Origin of the sequence: Paenarthrobacter sp. NPDC091711 (genome assembly GCF_044756605.1) — a bacterium.
Lineage (GTDB): Bacteria > Actinomycetota > Actinomycetes > Actinomycetales > Micrococcaceae > Arthrobacter.
Genome location: NZ_JBIVTF010000002.1, coordinates 423568 through 444288, shown reverse-complemented (window position 1 = coordinate 444288; position 20721 = coordinate 423568). Strand labels below are relative to the sequence as shown.

Annotated in this window: 20 protein-coding genes; 12 read left to right on the top strand and 8 right to left on the bottom strand. The window is 61.1% G+C overall.

Features of this window, described 5'->3' with window-relative positions:
* Window positions 1-276: 276 nt before the first annotated feature.
* The 3 genes from ACIQH5_RS05385 to lepB all read left to right on the top strand — a co-directional run bounded on the left by ACIQH5_RS05385 (window position 277) and on the right by lepB (window position 2153).
* Window positions 277-693 carry a VanZ family protein gene (locus ACIQH5_RS05385; RefSeq protein ID WP_400400947.1) on the top strand — a complete coding sequence of 139 codons (417 nt, stop codon included), beginning with the start codon at window positions 277-279 and terminating at the stop codon, window positions 691-693.
* A 76-nt stretch (window positions 694-769) separates the two neighbouring features.
* Window positions 770-1411 carry a hypothetical protein gene (locus ACIQH5_RS05380; RefSeq protein WP_400400945.1) on the top strand — a complete coding sequence of 214 codons (642 nt, stop codon included), beginning with the start codon at window positions 770-772 and terminating at the stop codon, window positions 1409-1411.
* Between the two features lie 28 nt (window positions 1412-1439).
* Complete coding sequence (gene lepB, locus ACIQH5_RS05375; protein WP_400400943.1) at window positions 1440-2153, top strand: signal peptidase I; 714 nt, start codon at window positions 1440-1442, stop codon at window positions 2151-2153.
* 3 nt (window positions 2154-2156) lie between these two features.
* Here lepB and ACIQH5_RS05370 read toward each other — a convergent pair whose 3' ends face one another.
* Entirely contained in the window at window positions 2157-3320 is a 1164-nt protein-coding gene (locus ACIQH5_RS05370; RefSeq protein WP_400400941.1) for an LCP family protein, read from the bottom strand.
* Between the two features lie 327 nt (window positions 3321-3647).
* On the opposite strand from ACIQH5_RS05370, the gene ACIQH5_RS05365 reads away from it, so the two are divergent.
* A complete protein-coding gene (locus ACIQH5_RS05365; protein WP_400400939.1) occupies window positions 3648-4685 on the top strand; it encodes a LysM peptidoglycan-binding domain-containing protein in 1038 nt (345 codons plus the stop codon).
* Window positions 4686-4692: 7 nt separating this feature from the next.
* Here the strand turns inward: ACIQH5_RS05365 and ACIQH5_RS05360 are convergent, their stop codons facing one another.
* A complete protein-coding gene (locus ACIQH5_RS05360; RefSeq protein WP_400400937.1) occupies window positions 4693-5289 on the bottom strand; it encodes a low molecular weight phosphatase family protein in 597 nt (198 codons plus the stop codon).
* Window positions 5290-5488: 199 nt separating this feature from the next.
* Here ACIQH5_RS05360 and paaA point away from each other — a divergent pair, with 199 nt between their 5' ends.
* From paaA to ACIQH5_RS05330, 6 genes are read left to right on the top strand one after another with little or no spacing between them, the layout of a single operon-like run.
* Entirely contained in the window at window positions 5489-6484 is a 996-nt protein-coding gene (gene paaA / locus ACIQH5_RS05355; RefSeq protein WP_400400935.1) for a 1,2-phenylacetyl-CoA epoxidase subunit PaaA, read from the top strand.
* Window positions 6484-6912: a 1,2-phenylacetyl-CoA epoxidase subunit PaaB gene (gene paaB, locus ACIQH5_RS05350; protein ID WP_400400933.1), complete on the top strand. Its 429-nt coding sequence runs from the start codon at window positions 6484-6486 to the stop codon at window positions 6910-6912. Before paaA ends, paaB begins: the two co-directional genes overlap by 1 nt.
* Entirely contained in the window at window positions 6909-7829 is a 921-nt protein-coding gene (gene paaC, locus ACIQH5_RS05345; RefSeq protein WP_400400931.1) for a 1,2-phenylacetyl-CoA epoxidase subunit PaaC, read from the top strand. Before paaB ends, paaC begins: the two co-directional genes overlap by 4 nt.
* Before the next feature lie 5 nt (window positions 7830-7834).
* On the top strand, window positions 7835-8392 hold the full coding sequence (gene paaD, locus ACIQH5_RS05340; RefSeq protein ID WP_400400930.1) for a 1,2-phenylacetyl-CoA epoxidase subunit PaaD: 558 nt from the start codon (window positions 7835-7837) through the stop codon (window positions 8390-8392).
* Window positions 8393-8402: 10 nt separating this feature from the next.
* Entirely contained in the window at window positions 8403-9608 is a 1206-nt protein-coding gene (gene paaE, locus ACIQH5_RS05335; protein ID WP_024817852.1) for a 1,2-phenylacetyl-CoA epoxidase subunit PaaE, read from the top strand.
* 8 nt (window positions 9609-9616) lie between these two features.
* Window positions 9617-10396, top strand: a complete 780-nt coding sequence (locus ACIQH5_RS05330; protein WP_400400928.1) for an enoyl-CoA hydratase/isomerase family protein — start codon at window positions 9617-9619, stop codon at window positions 10394-10396.
* A 95-nt stretch (window positions 10397-10491) separates the two neighbouring features.
* Here the strand turns inward: ACIQH5_RS05330 and ACIQH5_RS05325 are convergent, their stop codons facing one another.
* From ACIQH5_RS05325 to ACIQH5_RS05315, 3 genes are all read right to left on the bottom strand, one after another.
* Window positions 10492-11676, bottom strand: coding sequence for a hypothetical protein (locus tag ACIQH5_RS05325; RefSeq protein WP_400400926.1), 1185 nt, complete (start codon window positions 11674-11676; stop codon window positions 10492-10494).
* Between the two features lie 472 nt (window positions 11677-12148).
* Window positions 12149-12598 (bottom strand): hypothetical protein, encoded by a 450-nt coding sequence (locus ACIQH5_RS05320; protein WP_400400924.1) that lies wholly within the window; start codon window positions 12596-12598, stop codon window positions 12149-12151.
* Between the two features lie 12 nt (window positions 12599-12610).
* Window positions 12611-14176 (bottom strand): chitinase, encoded by a 1566-nt coding sequence (locus ACIQH5_RS05315; protein ID WP_400400922.1) that lies wholly within the window; start codon window positions 14174-14176, stop codon window positions 12611-12613.
* A 158-nt stretch (window positions 14177-14334) separates the two neighbouring features.
* Here ACIQH5_RS05315 and ACIQH5_RS05310 point away from each other — a divergent pair, with 158 nt between their 5' ends.
* Together ACIQH5_RS05310 and ACIQH5_RS05305 are read left to right on the top strand one after the other, a co-directional pair.
* Complete coding sequence (locus ACIQH5_RS05310) at window positions 14335-16695, top strand: glycosyltransferase family 2 protein (RefSeq protein WP_400400920.1); 2361 nt, start codon at window positions 14335-14337, stop codon at window positions 16693-16695.
* 482 nt (window positions 16696-17177) lie between these two features.
* Window positions 17178-18641 carry a YdiU family protein gene (locus ACIQH5_RS05305; RefSeq protein ID WP_400400918.1) on the top strand — a complete coding sequence of 488 codons (1464 nt, stop codon included), beginning with the start codon at window positions 17178-17180 and terminating at the stop codon, window positions 18639-18641.
* 400 nt (window positions 18642-19041) lie between these two features.
* Here ACIQH5_RS05305 and ACIQH5_RS05300 read toward each other — a convergent pair whose 3' ends face one another.
* The 3 genes from ACIQH5_RS05300 to ACIQH5_RS05290 all read right to left on the bottom strand — a co-directional run bounded on the left by ACIQH5_RS05300 (window position 19042) and on the right by ACIQH5_RS05290 (window position 20709).
* Window positions 19042-19458 carry a MarR family winged helix-turn-helix transcriptional regulator gene (locus ACIQH5_RS05300; RefSeq protein ID WP_400400916.1) on the bottom strand — a complete coding sequence of 139 codons (417 nt, stop codon included), beginning with the start codon at window positions 19456-19458 and terminating at the stop codon, window positions 19042-19044.
* A 148-nt stretch (window positions 19459-19606) separates the two neighbouring features.
* On the bottom strand, window positions 19607-19906 hold the full coding sequence (locus ACIQH5_RS05295) for a DUF4193 domain-containing protein (RefSeq protein ID WP_400400914.1): 300 nt from the start codon (window positions 19904-19906) through the stop codon (window positions 19607-19609).
* Between the two features lie 98 nt (window positions 19907-20004).
* Window positions 20005-20709 carry a flavodoxin gene (locus ACIQH5_RS05290; RefSeq protein WP_400400912.1) on the bottom strand — a complete coding sequence of 235 codons (705 nt, stop codon included), beginning with the start codon at window positions 20707-20709 and terminating at the stop codon, window positions 20005-20007.
* Window positions 20710-20721 lie beyond the last annotated feature (12 nt).

The window sequence follows — 20721 nt, the reverse complement described above, 5'->3', positions numbered from 1 at the left end:
CCCCAAGCGAACAACGCCGCTAGTCTGCGCTGAGGAGAGCATACGCCGAAAAGCCCTGGTGAGGGGTGGATCACACACTATTTACGGCTGAAGTCGTAGCGTGTCTGCCACCGGCGGAACAAGTGGCGGCTCCAGGGCAGACATAGCCCACATGTGTCGGTCCATCCGGGCCGCGGCCTGTTCACTCATATAGTTGGTGTAGTTCATTGCGGGGAGCCAGAGCGCCAGAGGGCGCCAGAGCGTCAGACGACGCCGGAGCGTCAAGAAAGGCCAGAGGTGCTTGCTCGGCAGTACGCCACATGGTGGCTCAAGACGCTCTTCATCGCGTACTTGGTTGCGCTCGCCTTCGTCGTCTTCCTGCCTGCGCGTGAAGCCAGCACGGTCACAGGCTTTGTGGGGGTCATCGCCGGCTGGCTGTCCTTCTTCGGCCTTCCACAGGATGCCGCCGCCATCGGAGTGGAATTCGTGGCGAATATCGTCATGTTTGTCCCCTTTGGGGCGTTCGTCCGTCTGCTGAAACCAACACTGGATTTCTGGCCGGTGGCCCTTCTCGCCGCTGTATCCTCCGGGGCCATCGAAGTTCTTCAGCTGCTGATACCTGGCAGAGTGACTGCCTTGTCCGACGTCGTGGCCAACACCTTGGGAGCCTTGGCGGGCCTTGTGGTTGCCAGGAAGCTCGCGTCCGCAGGCTAGCCCTTCCTGCTACAACGGCTGTTGCACTGGGTCCCGGGTATCGTAACGTCGGCTCAAAATGAGCGAAAGAAGAGCAATGAGCAACGACGTCACCGTTTCCAGTCCGCACTCCCGGCGCGCTGTGGTCAAGGGCGCGGCCTGGTCCCTACCCGTGATTGCCGCCGCAGTCGCGGCCCCTGCGGCGGTAGCTTCAGTGAACACTTTGGGCCTTGCTTTCACAGCATCCTCCACCTCGCTACTCAACCTCCGGCTTCTTGATGGCACCAGTGCGCTCACGGCCCAGGCGCTGGTCACGGTCCCCACCATCCTGACGTTCACCAACGGTCCGGGCGCGGTGACGGAGAACGCTCTGGTGACCGTGTCGATCTCCCGTCCTACGGGCATCAACCTTCCTGTTGGCCGGGCACGAGGCTTTGGTGTCTACTCCTTCAACGGGTCACCCACCACCGCCGCCCAACGTACTACGACGTACCAGAGCGCGCCGCTGATCGGACAGTACGGCTTCCCGTCCACCACGTGGAGCAACACTGTCCCTGTCACGGTGGCGAGCAACGGGACACTGAACCTCCCCATTGTTTTCGGATTGGCGGGCACCAGCACTGGCGTGTCCGTCAGCTTGCTCGCCTCCTTCCCCGTCACGGTGACCGTGGTCATTGGAGGACGCACCCTGATCGCCACCAGCAGCATTTCCGTCCCTATCGGCGCGGGCATCCTCTAGGCGTCGTTCGCAGACCCGTCGCGCAAACATGTCTTCCGAGACGGCGAAAGCCGCCCAACGCCGTCGGATGCTTCGCTCGCCGTGGATGCACGTCCTGCTCGCGTTGATGGTGGTCTCCTTGATTCAAGGTTTCCTGGTGAAGGTTTACTCGGTGCCTTCGGGGTCCATGGAGCGGACACTCAACGTTGGTGACCGGGTGCTGGTGAACCGCCTTGCCTACACGGATTCGGCACCTCAACGGGGAGACGTTGTGGTCTTCAGGAAACCGACGGCTTGGGGGCCCGCGCCCCCTAGGGGAGCCCTGCGTACAGGAGTCGGTTGGTTTGGTGAGCTGACCGGAATTGGTCCTGCCAATACCGAATACCTGGTGAAACGGGTTGCGGGTTTGCCCGGTGACACTGTGGAATGCTGCGATGTCAGCGGTCAGGTCACAGTCAACGGTGCCGGCGTTGCGGAACCGTACGTCTTCGACGACCTCGCGTTCGTCGGCGGCAGCACGGACTGCACGACGACGGCGAGGTCACCGCGCTGCTTTGGCCCCATCCTTCTGGGCGTGGATCAATACCTTCTCTTGGGCGACCACCGCTCCAATTCCGAAGATTCCGTGACGTCATGCCGGAGCGCGGGGTCACAGCCCAGTTGCGTCAAGACAGCGGGCCGTGCAGACATCATTGGCCGTGTTGACGGGTTCCTGTTCCCGTTCACCAAGTGGGGTAGCGCCCAGACGCTCACCAACGGCTAACGCTCACTGTCCTTTGTCGAGGGCATGCGCCGTGACGTACGTGCCCAACTGATCCTTGGAGAGTGCGGCTGCGATGTCAGCGATCGCCGTGGTGTCAGCCAGGACGATTGACTGCCCATCCGTTGAGGTTCCCGTGCCCAGGGTGGGGAGGGTGAACATTATGGTGTCTTGGGTGCGGACATCTTTCATGGACAGGGAAAGACTGGCGATCGCAGCAGCGTCAAAATTCTTGTCCACGCTCACGAATGGGGACACCGCCGAGACCATGTTGCTGATAGTCACGGGGTTAGTCAGGGTTTCACGAGCAATGATCTTGCCCATCATGGATTTGAGGTATGCCTGCTGGTTCCGAACGCGCTGGTAGTCGCCGTCGCTGAACGCATAGCGCTCGCGGACAAAGGCGAGGGCTTCATCGCCGTCGAAGGTCTGCTTGCCGGCTTCGTATTCCTGCCCGGCCATGGGTCCTGAGCTGGGCGTGAACGGAATCTTGACGTCCACCTCCACACCGCCCAGGGCGTCAGTGAGTCCCTTGAAACCTTCGAAGTCGATCATGGCCACGTGGTCGATGCGCTGGTGGAAGAGAGACTCCACCGTCTGAACCATCAGGGGAACACCACCGTAGGCAAGCGCGGCGTTGATCTTTGATTCTCCCTTTCCGGGAATGTCTACCCAGAGATCCCGCATCAGGGATATTGCGTAGGCCTTTTTCCTGTCGGCGGGAAGGTGCAACAGCATCAGGGTGTCCGCGCGTTGGTCTGTTGAGGTATTGGTCTCCACATCCACGTCAGCGCCGCGGCTATCGCTGCCCATCACCAGAATGTTCATTGCCGTATTGTCGTCGGCTTTTTGCGGCCGGGTGGATTCTGCCGGAAAAGCATTCTCGATCTTGGTAGAGCCGGAGTTGAAGGTTTGTGCCAAGTTGAAGATATAAGCCCCGGCAATAAGGCCAACCACAAGCACCGCAGCCGCGAATCCGAGCAGCACATTCCGGGCGGTCTTCTTGCGGTTCTTTTGACGGTGGGAACCAGATTCCGCGGAGGGTTTTTGGGCATGGGTGGGCAGCGTCATGTGTTCCTTGGCGTTGGCAGCAGCAGCGTGGGCTTGGGGTTTGGCCCAACGTACTGTGGCTGAGCGCAGCCGAGCTGATCGCTGATCCGTTTGAGCCATGCCCGGAGATCGGTGTTTATTAGCCCTAAGGACGACGGTTAGGCCGACTGGAGCAAGTAGTCCATTTCCGCAAACTGCGTAATGCCCAAGTAACCGTTCAGGCCCTCTGCAGGAAAGTCGAGTAGTTCCTACTCGTGCGGCGGGAGGGGCCCATTCCTACTATTGAAATTCGTAGGGTTATTGCACTTCCGTTCCTCCGGCTCAGCGGTGGACTGCACTCCCGCCACTTGTGGGTGGTGCTCCTCCCAATACGTAGCTGCGCTTTCTCATTCGGGCCAATAACGGCCTGTTATGCGCGGTCCAGAGCCATGGATTCCGGGGTTTCCCATGAATATGAATGACCTAGATCTTCAAACTTCCCTGTCCACCAAGAGCAGCGGCAATGTTCGGCCGCCGCAGTCCAGTAAATCCAAGCTGTTGATTGCCGGTGCGGTGCTGGCGATTTTAGCGTTGATCCCCCTGTTTTTTGGGGTGGTCAATTGGGCGACGCAACCTGCCGGAGACGTTGACCAGACGGTGTCGCAGGACCAAGCACCGTTTTCGAAGGGTGACAGTGCCGAAGCGCCCGCGGCTTTACCCGTCCAAGATGCGGAAGCAGTAGCCGCGCCCCCAGCTGAAGTGCCTGCAGCTGACGTAGCCCCAGCTGACGTGCCCGCAGCTGAAGTGCCGGCACCTGAAGCACCCGCCCCGGAGCCTGCAGCTCCGGCTGCCGTGGAGGCCGCCCCTGCCGTGCCCGCCGGGGACCCTAACCTCTACACGGTGGCGTCCGGTGACACTGTTGGTTCCATCGCTTCGCGCTATGGCGTGGATGTCACGGCGATGTTGGCCGCCAATGGCCTCAGCCCCTACTCGGTGATCGTTCCGGGACAGGTTTTGAAGCTCACAGGACCGCCCATTGCGGTGGTGGCTCCAGCGCCGGCGCCAGCAGCTGCAGCTCCCGCAGCACCGGCAGCGCAAGCTCAGGCCGCGGCCGCCCCAGCCATTGCGGCACCGGCGCCGGCACCCGCACCCGCTCCGGCACCAGCTCCTGCGCCCGCCGTCAGGACCATTTATGTGGCAGGAGCCGGTGGACAATCAATGGTGGACGCCTGCATCGGGCCTATTCATTACACGCCAACCAACGCCTACGCCACCTTTATCACCGAGCATGATTTCTGTGGAGGGTGGGGGCGGTTCTCCGGGATCAGCGTGGGTGAAACCGTCTCAATACCGGGCTATGGAACCTTCACTGCCACGGGCAGGGGCCAGGTACCCAACCCGGGAAGCACCAACGACGTCGCGGCAGTGTTCGGCGGATTCCCGGCAGTTGTCCTGCAGACGTGCATCCCCGGCACCAGCCAGATGTTGGTGATTGCCCTCAACTAGGAATCGACTAGGCCGGCGCCGTCAGGCGTGCGAAACGGAGGATGCCCAGGATGGCCGGGGCCAACTCATCCTCCATCTGGTGGTAGACCTCTTCCGCTCGTCGGTAGGGGTCTACCACGTCGTTGTCTGCAGGATCGGACGGCAAGGCGAGGTGGCGGACGGAGGCCGCGCGGGTGGGCAGTGCGCGCCAGAACTCCGTGATGTCACCGGCAGGGGCGGCATCGCCGCGGTTCTCCAGCACGGACAGCATCCGCGCGAATTCCCGCACTGTGAAGGTGCGCTTCAGCATGGACGCTTCCAGTTGGAGTACTTCGCCGCGGTGCTTGGACGTCATGGCCAGCACCAGGTCAGTTTCCTTGAGGATCCGGGGTGTTAGTTGCCTGGCCGCGAAGCCGTCCGGGTTGCCTCGGAACGTGCTGATGATTTGTGCCGATAGCGGTTGGATGGGCTCTCCCACCATGGCCCGTGTTCCGGCGCTGCGCACCTCGAAGGATCCGGGACTTACCTGGTTCAGCCCGGTCTGCAGCAACCGTTCGGCCACGGGGGAGCGGCAGATGTTCCCTGTGCAGACGGTGAGAATCCTGAAGGGCTGGGGCGATTCCACGTAAGGCTCTTTTCTAGCGGTGAGGGGGACAACCGAGGTCCCACCCCAAGTTAACACGGCCGGAAGCGCGGATCTTGTCAACAACGCAGAGCCGCGCAAACACTTCCGATCATCTGCGGCATCAGGGCACGAACGCTTGACTGAAATCATCCGCTCCGCATATTCTGAACGAACGGTCGGTAATTTATTAGGAGCAACCATGGCATCGCAGAATCTGCAGTCAGTGCCCGCTGAGCTGTCCCCGGAAGAGCAGGAGCGGGAGGCAGCCGGACAGGCGTATTTTGATCGCATCATTTCGGAGGACTCGCGCATCGAACCGCGCGACTGGATGCCGGCGGCTTACCGCAAGACTTTGCTGCGCCAGATCTCGCAGCACGCCCACTCGGAAATCATTGGCATGCAGCCGGAAGCCAACTGGATCACCAGGGCCCCGAGCCTGAAGCGCAAGTCAATCCTCATGGCCAAGGTTCAGGACGAGGCCGGTCACGGCCTGTACCTGTACTCGGCCGCTGAAACCCTGGGCCAGTCCCGGGACCAGATGATGGAAGATCTGATCGCCGGCAAGGCCCGTTACTCGTCCATCTTCAACTACCCCACCATCTCCTGGGCTGACATGGGAGCCATTGGCTGGCTTGTTGATGGCGCCGCCATCTGCAACCAGGTGCCCCTGTGCCGTGCCTCGTATGGCCCTTACGGTCGCGCAATGGTGCGCATCTGCAAGGAAGAGTCGTTCCACCAGCGCCAGGGTTTCGAGATCCTGCTGGAGCTCTCCAACGGCACGCCTGCACAGAAGCAGATGGCCCAGGATGCAGTGAACCGCTGGTACGCACCGTCGCTGATGATGTTCGGCCCGCCGGATGACGATTCACCCAACTCCAAGCAGTCCATGGCCTGGAACATCAAGCGCTTCAGCAATGACGAGCTGCGCAGCCGGTTCGTGGGCATGATGGTGGAGCAGGTCCGTGTCCTCGGCCTGACCCTGCCTGATAAGGACATCCGTTTCAACGAAGAAACCAAGAAGTGGGAGCACGGACCCTTGGACTGGAACGAGTTCAAGGAAGTCCTGGCAGGCCGCGGCCCCTGCAACTCGCAGCGCGTCGAGCGCCGCCGTGAGGCCCATGAAAATGGTGCCTGGGTGCGCGAAGCCGCAGTGGCCTACGCCCGCAAGCAAGCACAGAAAGTGAACGCAGCATAATGGCTCCTCACGGTAACCCGGAAGCACCGGCCAGCGCCGCCAGCGAAATCAACCGCGAAGCCCCCAAGGTTGCGGCCACCACCAACGAAAGCACGACGACGGTACCCGCCTCGGGCCCCGCCGTCACCTCGCATGGTGCTACGGAAGAAACCCCGTGGTCCCTCTGGGAGGTCTTTGTGCGCTCCAGCCGCGGCCTGTCCCACGTGCACGCCGGTTCCTTGCACGCCCCGGATGCGGCCATGGCCCTCCGGAATGCCCGCGATCTGTACACGCGCCGCAATGAAGGCGTGTCCATCTGGGTGGTCCCGGCCGAGGCCATTTCCTCCAGCGACCCGGACTCCAAGGGTTCCTTCTTCGAGTCCCCGCAGGGCAAGGATTACCGCCACGCGACGTACTACACCAAGAGCGAAGGCGTGAAGCACCTGTGACAAACACTAAAGACACCGACTTCGCCATCGACGGTCATGGCGATATCTCCGTGGGCGTCCACGGCGCCGGCGCATCCGGCGATGGCTCGGCCAGCGCTACCCGCATCACCCCGGGCAATGCGTTGCGTCCGGAGGACATCGCGCTCGAAATCCAAAGAGGGCAGGTCAAGCCCACCGAGGATGTTGCAGAGTTCGCCCTGCGCATCGGTGATGACGGCCTGATCCTCGCCCAGCGCCTGGGCCACTGGATTTCCCGGGCCCCGGAACTCGAAGAGGACATCGCCCTCGGCAACATCGCACTGGACCAGCTGGGCCACGCGAGGTCGTTCCTCACATACGCGGGCGCAGCCTGGGGCAAGTCCGAGGATGACCTCGCGTACTTCCGCCGCGAGCACGAGTTCCGTTCCGCACACCTGTTTGAGCAGCCTAATGGCGACTTCGCGGCAACCATTGCCCGGCAGTTCATTGTGAGCTTCTACCAGTACGAGCTCTACACCAAGCTCATGGAGTCCACAGACGCCACTATCGCAGCCATTTCAGCGAAGGCCGTGAAGGAAGTGGATTACCACCGCGACCACAGCGCGCAGTGGGTGCTTCGACTGGCCGGCGGCACGGATGAGTCCCGTGCACGCATCATTCAGGGCTTTAAGCTCGTGTGGCCGTATGTGGAAGAGCTCTTTGAGGACGATGAACTCACCACCCGCCTGACTGCGGCCGGAGTTACTGTTCAACCGTCGAGCCTCCGCGCGGAATTCGATCGACTCACCGGCGACATCATGGCTGAGGCCGAGCTGGAAATCCCGGGCGTCCCGCAGTCCTTGGGCGGCGGCCGGCGCGGCAAGCACTCCGAGTTCCTGGGTTACATCCTCGCTGAAATGCAGGTTCTGGCCCGCGAACACCCAGGCGCGAGCTGGTGACCAGCATGGCGACTCAGTCACGGACGCAGGAAGTGACCGCTGAGCAGCGGGCCTGGGACATCGCGTCCACGGTCTGTGATCCGGAGATCCCAGTCCTCACCATTAAGGACCTGGGTATCTTGCGCGGCGTTCGCGTCTTCCCGACGCAAGCGGCAGGCCAGCACGACGGCGGCGCCTCAAGTACCGCCGTCGAGGTCACCATCACGCCCACGTACTCGGGTTGCCCGGCGATGGACGCCATTGGTGACGATCTGCGGACGGCCTTCGTGAAGGAGGGCTACGCGAGTGTGCACGTCAACCTGGTGTTGTCTCCGGCGTGGACCACTGACTGGATGACCGAGTCCGGCAAGGCCAAGTTGGAGGAGTACGGGATCGCTCCGCCCAGTGGCATGGCTGCCGCAGGTGGCCACTCCGGTCCTGTGCGGCTGAGCCTCGCCGTCAAGTGTCCCCAGTGCAACTCGTTGAACACCAAGGAACTCACTCGCTTTGGTTCCACATCCTGCAAGGCGTTGTTCGTCTGCCAGGACTGCAAGGAACCGTTCGACTACTTCAAAGTCCTCTAAGGAAGCAGCCATGACCACCGAAACACAGACGGCCAGCCGCCGTCGTGCGTCTTTCCATAACCTGACCGTCTCTGAAGTCCGGCGCCTGACGGACGATGCCATTGAGGTCACGTTTGGTGTTCCGGCCGAGCTTGCCGGTCAGTACGACTACTTGCCCGGCCAGTACGTGGCCCTTCGCACCACGTTGCCGGATGAGCAGGGTGAGCCGCACGAGGTCCGCCGCAGTTACTCGATTTGCGCGGAGCCGCGCAGCTTCGAGGACGGCAGCAGCGAGATTCGTGTGGCCATCAAAAAGGACCTGGGCGGCCTCTTCTCCACCTGGGCCAACGCCGACCTCAAGGCCGGCGACGTCCTGGATGTCATGAGCCCGCAGGGTGCTTTCATCTCCCGGCACGGCAAGGACGGCGCCTCAGTCCAGCACAACGTCATGAACTCCATGAATCACCCGGAGGAGCTGGCGGGGGAGCCGGGTAACTTCGTGGCGATCGCAGCGGGTTCGGGCATCACACCGGTCATCGCCATTGCGCGGACGCTGCTGGCAGCCAATCCGGAGACCACCTTTGACCTCGTGTACGCCAACAAAGCTGCCATGGACGTCATGTTCCTTGAAGAGCTGGCGGATCTGAAGGACAAGTACCCGTCGCGCCTTGCGTTGCACCACGTGTTGTCACGGGAGCAGCGGATCGCGCCGCTGATGACCGGGCGTATTGATTCCGAGAAACTGCAGGCGTTGCTCAGCAGTGCCATCCGGGCCGAGGATGTGGACGAGTGGTTCCTGTGCGGGCCGTTCGAGCTGGTCCAGTTGTGCCGTGACACCCTCGCTGCCCGCGGCGTGGAGCCTGAGCACGTGCGCTTTGAGTTGTTCACCACTGGCCGTCCGGACCGTCCCGAGGGCAACGCCGGCCGTCCCGTGGTGGCGGACGAGTCGCAGGACACGTACAAGATCACCTTCACCCTGGACGGGTTGACCGGCGATGTCGCCAGCCCCACCCACGCCCGGGAGTCCATCCTCAACGCGGCTTTGCGCGTCCGGCCGGACGTTCCGTTCGCGTGCGCCGGCGGTGTCTGTGGCACCTGCCGCGCCAAGCTGATCACCGGTACGGTGACCATGGATGAGAACTACGCCCTTGAGCAGGACGAGCTGGACAAGGGCTACGTCCTCACCTGCCAGTCCCACCCCACCAGCGAAGAAGTTACCGTCGACTTCGACGTCTAAGGAGTCCCATGATCGAGCTCTCCATTGCCAACGGCATTGCCGAAATCGTCCTCAATTACCCGGACAAGCTGAACTCGCTGAACGAGGACGCGCTTGCCCAACTGGACAAAGCGTACGACGACGCTGCTGCCGCCGCCGCCCGCGGTGAGGTGCGGGCGCTGCTGCTTCGCGGAGAAGGCCGCGCCTTCTGTGCCGGCCGCGACATTTCAGGGGTGACACCGGAAACTGATGATGCCCAGGCCTACCTCGGCGGACTCGTGGAGCCACTGTTGAGGAAGATGGCTGCGTTCCCGGCACCCACGTTTGCCGCCGCTCACGGTGCCTGCCTGGGGGTTGGGCTGGGATTGCTGTTGGCCACGGACGTTGTGTACGTGGCGGACAACGCCAAGTTCGGTTCACCCTTTGCCAAGCTTGGAGCCACATTGGACTCGGGCGGGCACTGGTACTTTACGGAACGTTTGGGTATGCACCGCACGCTGGACCTGATCTACACCGCCGACCTCATGACCGGCGCCGAAGCTGTGGCGCAGGGAATGTTCAGCAGGGCCATGCCGGCGGATGCTTTGTTGGAGGAGACGCGGGCCATCGTTTCCCGTGTTGCCGTTGGTGCCACTGAAGCCTTCAATGCTTCGAAGGAACTCGTGGCACACATTCGCGATCAGCGCCTGGGCCTGTGGGCCTCCATGGCCGAGGAAAACTCGGAGCAGGCGCGGCTGTGCAAAACCGACGACTACGCCGAAGGTTTCCGTGCGTTCCAGGAGAAACGGGCGCCGGTTTTCAAGGGGTGAGTCTGGGTGTTGCCCCGGATCCCGCCCTTGTTCGCCCCACTCGCAGTAGTGCGCTGGGTGGGACGGACAAGGGCAGGTTTTACTCCGGTGTTCGTTTAGACGAAGTCCTTCAGGAGCTTGTAGCCGGCCACTTTGCCTTCCAAGGAGATCACGGCGGTGTCCTGGTCCGCAGTGCTCACGTCCGTGAGGGCGCCGTAGGTGAATGCGGGGGCCGGGGAGCCACTCTTGAGGCATGGGAATGCGATGTGTGAGCCGGCACGGGTATTGCCGCCGGGCATATCCCCGTTTAAGTCATCCGCCGGTACGGTATAGCTGGTGTTCTTCCAGCAGACGAACGAATCCTCGAAGCTGGCCCCGCGGAACTTTCCTGTGGTGGTGTCCAACAGATTCGAGTCGAAGGGAGTACCCGTGATGGCAAATTCGCCATGGCTTGCTGTCGGTATGAGGCCACTGATGCCCCAGCCGTGCACTTCAACGGCTTTGCTCTCCCATGCGGCATTTCCTGTCAGGGGATCGTAGCCAACCACCTTCGAATGACCGCCCCGGTATGTGCCGGCGGGAAATTCAATGAAGCCGTCCACATATTCGCATCGCACAGGGAATGCGTCGCCGCCCTCCAACTTGGTGGCTTCGATTCCGGTTGTTCGGGCGCATTCGAGCTGGGAGCCGTCCGCCGTCCACAGCACCCGCCCGCTGGAAGCCCGGAAACCCACTGTCGTGGTTGTCTCGCGAAGGTTCAGCGAGAAGGTTCGCTCCGTGAATGTGTCGTGGGAAAAATTGGTGGGGTTAATGCCGACAGAGCCAACATAGAGATCCATTTCTTCCGAGTACTTGAAGTGCCAGCCCATGTCGGTGATGGCGCCCTTACCAAAAATGGTTTCTAAGTCCGCTTCCCACAGAACCTCGCCGTGAGAGACGCGGGCCAACTTTTGAACGTCGTCCTTCCACACCGAATACAGTTCTTCACCCACTGGCCAGAAAATCCCGGAAAGAGAGTTGATGGCAGCACCTGCAGACTCCTCACCGGAGTCAATGGCCACCCAGTGTTCCGATGCCTGGGATGCCCCACCGTAGGTGATAAAGCACAAGTCCAAGAGTCCGTCGCAGGCAAAAGGCCGGGTGCTGATCAGGTCCGGCCGTCCGCGGTATAGCTCCTTGCCGGTGCTCAGATCATAGGCAACAGGAGCAGTCCACCAGTCCTTGTCACCGTCGAAGTCAGCGGGAGCAGTGGCTGGCTGGAGAAAGATCGCGGCGCTTCGTCCCGAGGCTGTCCTGCTCACGACGGGTTCCAAGGGGACCCAGGGCGCATCTAGCCCCGGGTGAACAGGCTGTGTCCACAACTGTTTGCCGTCAGCAACAGAGAATGCATGGGCATTCACTCCGGTGGCAGTTTTCGCGTAAACCAAGGCAACGCCGTCAGCAACCACAGGCTGACCGATCGGTTCGAGCGGTACTTCCCATGCCGCCGTCGCGATTTGTGTATTTCGAGAAACTGGAGCCGGGCTTGAAGGCGAAGGCGACGTGGTGGCCGCGGGTTTTCCCGGAAGGGGAATCATGGTGCACGCGGACAGCAACATTGCGGCGGCAAGGGCCGCGATTCCATACTTCACTGAAGTGATGCGGGCAGGGAATCGCGAGGATCGGGGCTGAATCATTGTTCCCCCAGGAACGTCCATGGTTCAGCACCTGCAGGGCGTAGTTCCAAACCAGAAAAGGCCATCGAGACGTGGCTCAGATAGAGAATACAGCTGTTTACCAACCGAAGGTGTTGGTGATGGCACGGTCGGTTTTGTAGTCGGCCTTATCCGGATAGGCCCACCGCAAGATCTTGTACTCGTTTCCCCGCTGTGCAGCTTCAATGACAACAAACTCTTGGTTCCCTGCCCGGTTAAACTCCACCACTATTCCAAGTACTTCTTCTTTTCCCGGGATCAGTTGGTAGATCTTGGGAACCCACATGATTGGTTCTTGGTCGGCCTGCTGCTTTGCAGCCGCTTCTGCTTCGCTTTTCTTGCACTCGTCCACGGTTTGTTCACTGGAACTGTCAAGGTGGTCGCAGAATTTGCCGTTGTGACCTGCAAGTGAGTAGGCGAAGGTGATTCCGAGGTCACTTGCCTTGGCGTCGTCGTGTCCTTGGGCGCATCCGCTCAAAATCAGGGTGGCCGCTGCAAACGATGCCGCCGCTGACAGGTACTTCCGCATGCTGTGTAACTCCTATTTCGCCGCTTGACCGGCAAGTATTTTGGTCAGTTCCTCGTTGGTCATTTTCGTCCACGCCGAGTCTGTGGAGCCCTGTAATGCGGCTTCCGGACTCTGCGTTTGGACCCACCATTTGGCTTCGAAGACGTGCTGGTCCAGCATCACCCTGTCGCCCTTGTTGTACACGGTTGTGGATGACCACGCAGGGTAGGTTCCGGGGGGAACAGTGACTTCCGGCTGAGGACGGTCCCCGGGCAGCACGGGTCCGATCAGTTTCCACGGAGCAGCAGCGCGGTCCGGGACGGGATCGTTGGGAACGTCGTCTTTGGTCCACCACTTGGCCTCGTAGACGTTGCCTTGCCACACGATCCTGTCTGACTGCACGTATGTGGCCAGTGGCGACCAGATCGGGTAGGGGCTGGTGGCGGGGTCATCCACTACGGCTGTGGCTGTAGTGGTGCCTGTTGGCAGCACCGGGCTGGGGGAGGCAGCGGCAATGGAGTTGATGTCCGCGCCCAGGACGTCGGAGAAACGCGCAGCTCCTTGGGGCACCCCACTGCAGGCGTCAGACACCACAGTGAGGGTGGGGTAGTTGGGTCCGCATTCGGCGTCCCGGTTCAAGGACCACAGGGACATCCGGCCTACGCCCTTGCCCTGGGCGAAGTCGTGCAGACCTTGGGCGTCGGACAGGGTGAACACGTCAGCCACGATGTCGTTCTGGCCGATCATGGGGGTCAGCCCGATCTTGCGCCACAAAGTCTGCGCACCAAGACTTTGCTTCGCTGCCGAATAGATATCGTCCAACTGGGCGTGGGTTGCCTCGGCTGCCGCGATCGAGGCCTGCAGCATGGACTGCCCGGCCACGCGGCTTTCGCCGAAGTCCATGGTCATGATGTTCACGCCGGCCAGTTCCACTCCGGCGGAGAGCATCTGCTCGACGGCGGCTGTTCCGTCGGCGGTCAGGCCCGCCGGAGCCACGGGTAACGTCAGCCAGACGGACAGGCTCTTGCCTTCGGCCTGCCTGTCTTTTTGCACAGCAGTAATGGCTTTGCTTTGCCGTTCAAGAGCGGCTTTGTCTGCGAGGGCGGTGCCCTCGATGTCCAGGTCTATGGTGTTGAGGTCGTAGCGGTTCACTACGTTTGAGTACGCCTGGTGCAGCCGTTCGTCGTCGGTACATGCTGTGGCGAGTTCCTTGTTGGACAACCCGCCGAAGGAAACCGCAATGTCACCGCCGGTTTGCCGGAGGCGGGCGATGCGCCGGTCCAGATCAAGGTCCGTGGCGGCTGCGTCCAAGCTATAGAAGGATCCCCAGGAGGGGGTGCACCCGTCCTTGGCGTCAGCCACAATGAATGACAAGACCACAGATTTTGTGGTGTCGCCTGCCGGTTGCTCAAACGCGTATCGGGGTGTTGCCGTCACATCCACGTATCCCATGAAATGCGATGGTGAGGCTGCCGCGGCACGGGTATCGGTGTAGTTACGCCAGGAAACGACGCCGGCCCCTACAACTACCGCTATGACGGCCAGCAGCACGGAGAGCCGAATCCAGGACAACTTTCGCCCAGGAAAGTGTTTCGACATTATTCCCCCAACATTTAATAATTTCCGGAGACCACACCGGAAACTAAGGCCCCTGATATCGATTACTATAAGGGCAATCGGCGACGCTTCTGCTACGGAAGCGGACGTCCAACCGGCCACGAGGCCGGAAGGCGCGTTTCGCAGTCTGATGGGGAATAATGACAGACCAGTTGGTTGATTTATCCGAAGTCGAGCGGGAGCCCAAAGAGCTTCCCGCTGAGCGTCTGGAAACTGCGGGGCGAAAGCGGCAATGGGGGTCGGAGCGGCGGTCTGAGCCGCTGGCCATTGTTCATCCGACGCCGTCCTCCCGAAAGATCATGCTCGGTAGGCTTGCCATACTTGTGACGGTAGGGGCCTGGATTTATTACGTGGTCTCCACCATTATTCGGCAGTTTGTTGACAACCCGAACTCTGGTTTCCGATTCGGATTTGAGTCGATTTCCTACCTCATTGTTGTTACGTTCCTGACGTTTTCTGCCCTGATGTACCTTATGGCGCGGCAAGGTGCGCTGTATCGATTTAAGGAACACCGCAGGGTGCCCCGTGGCGAGCTTGATGCTCACTTCGCCAATTACAAAGAGGCAGTGACGGTGTTGGTGCCTTCCTACGCCGAGGAACCTCAGGTGGTCAGGGGAACGTTGTGGTCTGCCGCTCTGCAGGAGTTCCCGGACCTGCGGGTGGTGTTGCTGCTGGACGATCCGCCACACCCTACCGAGCCGGATAAGATCCACCGTCTGGAACAGACCCGGGCGCTGGCAGGGCAGATCGCAGAGGCTTTGTCCGTGCCGGCAGCGCGTGCGAACCAAGCTCTCGAAATGTTCCGGGGCAGACACGAGTCGCCCCTTCAACCGGAGAACCCGGCGGCCGATGGGACTGACGAGCTCGGACTCCTGATCGCCGAGTATGAGGCGGCCGTTGAGTGGCTGGAGGCGATGGCTGAGGCCGAAACCGTGGAAGACCACGTTGATGAGTTCTTTGTGGATTTGGTCATCATGGGACTGGCACGTGAACTCCGCCTCGTTTTGCTGGCGCTCAACGCAGCGAAGGCCCAAAACACGGCACCCGACCCCGAGCGGATGGAACAGCTTTACCTGAGGCTCACCTGGATTTTCAACGTTCGCACTGAGACTTTCGAGCGTAAGCGCTACGCCAGCCTCTCCCACGAGGCGAACAAGGCGATGAACCTCAACTCCTACATTTCCCTCATGGGCAAGCGGTGGCGGCGGGAAGAGACTGCTGGGAGTGTGGTGCTTCGCCCGTCCTTGGTCCCGCGTGACGACGATTTGTTGGTCCCGGACAGCACCTATTTGCTGACCCTCGACGCTGATTCCCTGCTCTTGCGGGACTACTGCTTGCGTTTGGTGTACTTCCTGGAATCTGCGGGCAATGAGCGTGTGGCTGTTACGCAGACCCCGTATTCATCGTTCCGCGGCGCCCCCACCCGGATCGAGAGGATCGCCGGGGCCACCACGGACATTCAGCATATTCTTCACCAGGGAATGACATTCTATGGAGCCACTTTCTGGGTGGGTGCCAACGCAATTATCCGCAAATGCGCCTTGGAAGACATCGTTGAAGTGGAGACGGTTGGCGGGTTCGAAATTCGTACCTATATTCAGGACCGAACCGTCATTGAGGACACCGAGTCCAGCATAGACCTGGGGACCCACGGCTGGGCCCTGGTGAATTATCCGGAGCGATTGAGTTACAGCGCCACGCCGCCGGACTTCGGTTCCCTGGTGGTGCAGCGTCGGCGCTGGGCAAACGGTGGCCTGCTGATCCTTCCCAAGCTGTGGCACCAGCTCTCGCAGCGACGCAGTCAGCGCCAACGGATACTCATCCGCGAGGTTCTCCTGCGAGTGAACTACATGGCGTCCATTACCTGGGCCAGCTTCGGGCTTCTCTTCCTCTTGGCGTACCCCTATGACAGCAGGCTCCTCAGCCCTGCAGTCTTCATCGCCGCTCTGCCGTACTTCCTGTGCATGGGCTCCGATCTCCGCGATTGCGGTCACCGTTTCAGCGACATCTTCCGCATTTATGGCTTCAACCTCATCCTGCTGCCCGTCAACCTAGCCGGTGTTTTGAAGTCGCTTCAGCAAGGCCTCACAGGGGACAAGATTCCCTTTGTCCGAACCCCCAAGGTCAAGGACCGCACAGCTGCCCCCGCCATCTACGTCCTGATTCCCTACGCAATCGTCGCGTTCTCTGTCCTGACGGTTTGGCGCGACGCCCAACAGGGCAACTGGGGCAACGTAGCTTTCGCCTCACTGAATGCGGTGTTGGCCATGTGGTGCATCCAGGCGTACATCGGCCTCTGGAACTCCGTAGTGGATGTCGTCCTGGGAGCAATCAACTGGCTCTATGTTGCACCAAAGCCCAAGTCCAAGCCAGAGTCGCTGGTTGTTCCCAAGACTCCAGAAGAGGTGGATTGGGAATCCATCCTCTACCACGGCGACCGCAGGCTCAACCGTGACCTCCGCGGCGGAACGGACCGCCGTCGTCGAATTTCACTGCGTTGATCGTGGGTCAATGACAGCTGTCTAGATGAGGGTGTTGCTGCAGCCGAGCCTACAGGCAGCGTCGTTGCATGGGTCAGCGGTCGATTGTGGCCATGTTCGCCTCATCACCTACCCTCTCAGGGCGGTGCCGGTTGTCACCAGCAATCCTGGGCTGGCATGGTCGCAAGGGCACCCATGCACATCCTGCTACCTGGCTCAGGAGCTGAACCGAATGTGGGGCCTACTCTGCGCCCTAAAACCCTACCCAAACACGCACACCAGGCCCCACAACAAACACCCCTCGTTTGTGGGGCCTACTCTGCGCCCTAAAACCCCACCCAAACACGCACACCAGGCCCCACAACAACACCCCTCGTTTGTGGGGCCTACTCTGCGTCCTAAAACCCCACCCAATGGATCTCCCGCCAAACGGCAGTGGTTCACATGCTAGCCGGGGGTGGACCATCATTTCGCGCCGGGAACAGCATCTATATCCTTGAGAGATGAGTGAAGTAGCGCATTCCACGGTCGCCTTTGAGGGACGTTTCGCCCAGGTGCTCCCGGAGATGGCCATTCCTTGGCGTGCGGAGGAAGCCCCGGATCCGCAGCTGCTGGTGCTGAACCGGCCACTCGCCGTCGAGCTTGGTTTTGATCCTGACTTTCTGCGGAGCCCGGAGGGCGTACGGCTCCTGATCGGTAATGCCGTCCCAGAGGAAGCGACACCGGTGGCTCAAGGGTACTCGGGTCACCAGTTCGGCTTTTATTCACCGCGTTTGGGGGATGGGCGCGCCCTCCTGCTGGGTGAGGTTGCAGGCGCTGACGGGAAGCTCCTTGACGTTCATCTGAAGGGCTCGGGTCGGACGCCGTTTGCCCGGAACGGTGATGGCTTGGCCGCGGTGGGTCCCATGCTGCGCGAGTACATCGTGAGTGAGTCGATGTACGCGCTGAACATTCCCACCACGCGCTCCCTTGCGGTTGTGGCAACAGGACGCCAGGTTCAGCGGGAGACTCTCCTGCCGGGGGCTGTCCTGACGCGTGTGGCCAGCAGCCACATCAGGGTGGGAAGCTTCCAATATGCCAGGGCCAGCAATGACATGGATCTGCTCCGGCGTCTGGCTGATCATGCGATCGAACGCCACCACCCGTCGTCGGCCGGTGAAAGCAACCGTTACCTTGCACTCCTGAAGGGCGTCATTTCGGTCCAGGCGAAACTTCTGGCGCAGTGGATGCTGGTTGGATTCGTTCATGGCGTCATGAACACGGACAACATGACAGTGTCCGGCGAGACCATCGATTACGGTCCTTGCGCCTTCATGGAGGGTTTTGACCCTGACGCGGTGTACAGCTCCATTGATGAAATGGGACGTTACGCCTACCGCAACCAGCCGTTGATAGCGGAGTGGAACCTCGCCCGTTTCGCCGAATCAATAGCCGTCTTGATCCACGAGGATGAGGAGCAATCGGTGGCACTAGCCGTTGAGGCGCTCAACGGATTCCGCACGGAATACAGCGCCACCTGGTTCAGCGGCATGAAAGCCAAGTTGGGGTTGCCTGAGGAAATTGACGACGCCGTTGCCTTACCTCTGGTGGATGACCTCCTTCAGCTGGTTCAGGAGGCGCGCGCGGACTACACCTCGTTCTTCCGGAGCCTTGGCAAAGCGGCGCGAGGGGAAGCTGAACCTGCCCGCCGTCAGATCCTGGATCTGGCCGCGTTCGATTCATGGTTGGTACGGTGGCGGGAAGCCGCCCCGGATGCCGATGCCATGGACAGGGTCAACCCGATCTACATTCCACGCAATCACTTGGTGGAGGAAGCTCTTGCTGCCGCAACTGATGGGGACACTGGCCCAACGGAACAGCTGCTGGCTGCGGTATCTGACCCATACAGCGAACGTCCCGGTTTGGATAAGTATGCCGAGCCCGCGCCGGAGAGCTTCGGCCCGTACCGGACCTTCTGCGGGACATAGAACTGGCGCACTGCTGCAGGGCTGGCGACTCAGCCAAGCTGGGTCGCCCGCCCTGCAGTCGTTGGGTCTAGCTCCAGGCGGCCCGAACCACCATGTCTGCGCCCGCGGCCACATGATTGCCAGTGTGGCCGGCGTCCAGGACGCACACATCTTCGGAACCGGATGTGCTAGTTGAAACGAGGCATTCTGCTGCCCTGAAACTTAGAAGGTCCACTGGCAGGTTGTCGCCTATTTGAAGTTCACTCATGATGCCCTTTTTGTTGGTCCGGGCATCACGTTAAGTGTGGGTAGCCCGGTTTGGTAGGGGAGAGAATTTTTCCCTGGAACGCCGGACTTCATCAGCGGATAACTCCATACTGCCTTGCTTGACGGACTTTCGTCCACGCGGGATGGGTCACGCTTAGTTGAAATTTGTGTGTCGCACTATCGCCAGTAGCTCCTCGCGGAGGCCTTCGGAATCCAGATCGACCACCGAGAGTACGTTGTTCTCTTGGTTGCGGGACTGCTCCAGCAGCGTCAAGCCCAAGTTGGTGATGGATATTAGCTGGCTGCGGCGGTCGAAGCGATTGGGTTGACGCAGGATGTACCCGCGCGCTTCCAGCCTGGTGAGCAGCGGGCCCATGGTTTGGGCCTGAACGCGGACGCTACGGGCGAGTTCGCCGGGCGTAACGGGTCCTGCAGTAGCCACGGCGTCAAGCGTCAGCACCGCCGGATAGGTCAACCCCAAAGGGCGCAATTTGTCGTTCCATGCCAGTTCGACAAGCCGCGCTGCCGTGGATAGCAGTCGGCTTGTTGGCCATCGTTCCATATCAGGCATTCAGGCTCCCCAGGCTTTCACAGATAGTCAGCTTGCTTACTAGGCTACATCAGCCTTGGGTAGCAAGCGGGCCATCGGCCAGGGGACTGGCTCTCAGTAAGGGCACGACGGCGGCACTCGCCTTCAGTGCTCCGGCGTGTGGTGCTTCCTAGCTCTCACATTCCGTGCAGTACTTCTGTCCGTTGGTTTCCCGGGCGAGTTGGCTGCGGTGGTGGACCAGGAAGCAGGACATACACGTGAACTCGTCGTTCTGGATGGGGACGATCTCAACCTGGAGTTCTTCGCCGGAAAGATCAGCGCCGGGGAGCTCGAAAGCATCAGCAAGCGCTGCTTCGTCCAGGTCGATGGTGTCCGTGAGCGCGGTCGCCCTAGCCGGTGCCAGCTCGGCCAGAGGCAGCGACTGTTCTTCCTCTGTCAGGACCCGGGGCGTGTCGTAATCGGTGGCCATGGTGGTGAAACCCCCTTGTGAAAGTGCGGTGTGTTGCTATGTGCGACGGTTGTAACCGCAAGTCCATGCATCGTATTCCCGCACATTTCACCAGACTCTTATCGGGCCGCGAGAAGTCCCGTGCGCTGTAGCCAGGACTCGACGTCGGCTCCAGCGTCGCGGACTTCTTCGCCTTTGACTGCCAGTCCTTCGCCGATGGTTGCCCCTTGGCAGGATTGTCCGTAGTCGCGGGCGGTGTTGCCCAGCCCGCTCATGGCATGGGTGGTGACCGGGTACACGGTCCTGCCGGCGAAGTCGTAGCTTTCCGTGAAAGTGGTCATGATCATTGGCGCCCTGACGTTCCAGATGCCGCTGGCCAGGATCACTGTGTCGTACTGCTCTATGGAGGCCAGCGGGTTGAGGATCGCAGGGCGGGCGTCCTCGTTCTGTTCGCGGGAATTCCGGGCGACTGCGGCGTCATAACTGTCCGGGTATGGATCAGCGGCCTCGATGCGGTGTACCTGGCACGGGATCAGCGTGCTGATCATGCCGGCGAGTACCTCAGTGTTGCCGATCTCCAGGTTGGTTCGGCCGCCGTAGTAGTAGTTTTCACCCGCCCGGGAAAAGTAGGCGAGCAAAATACGCTGACCTCCGTGGTCCGGTCCTGTGGTGATTGGTGACGGCGTGCTGTTGGGTGAGGGCATTTCGGGTGTTCCTTGGGGAGTGCAGGCGGCTGTTGCAGCTGCTAGCAGGGCGCCGGACAGCCCGGCGGCCGCCCCGCGAAGGGCGGACCGCCGGCTGACGCTCAAGGGGTTGGTGGCCATGGGTATAGGGCG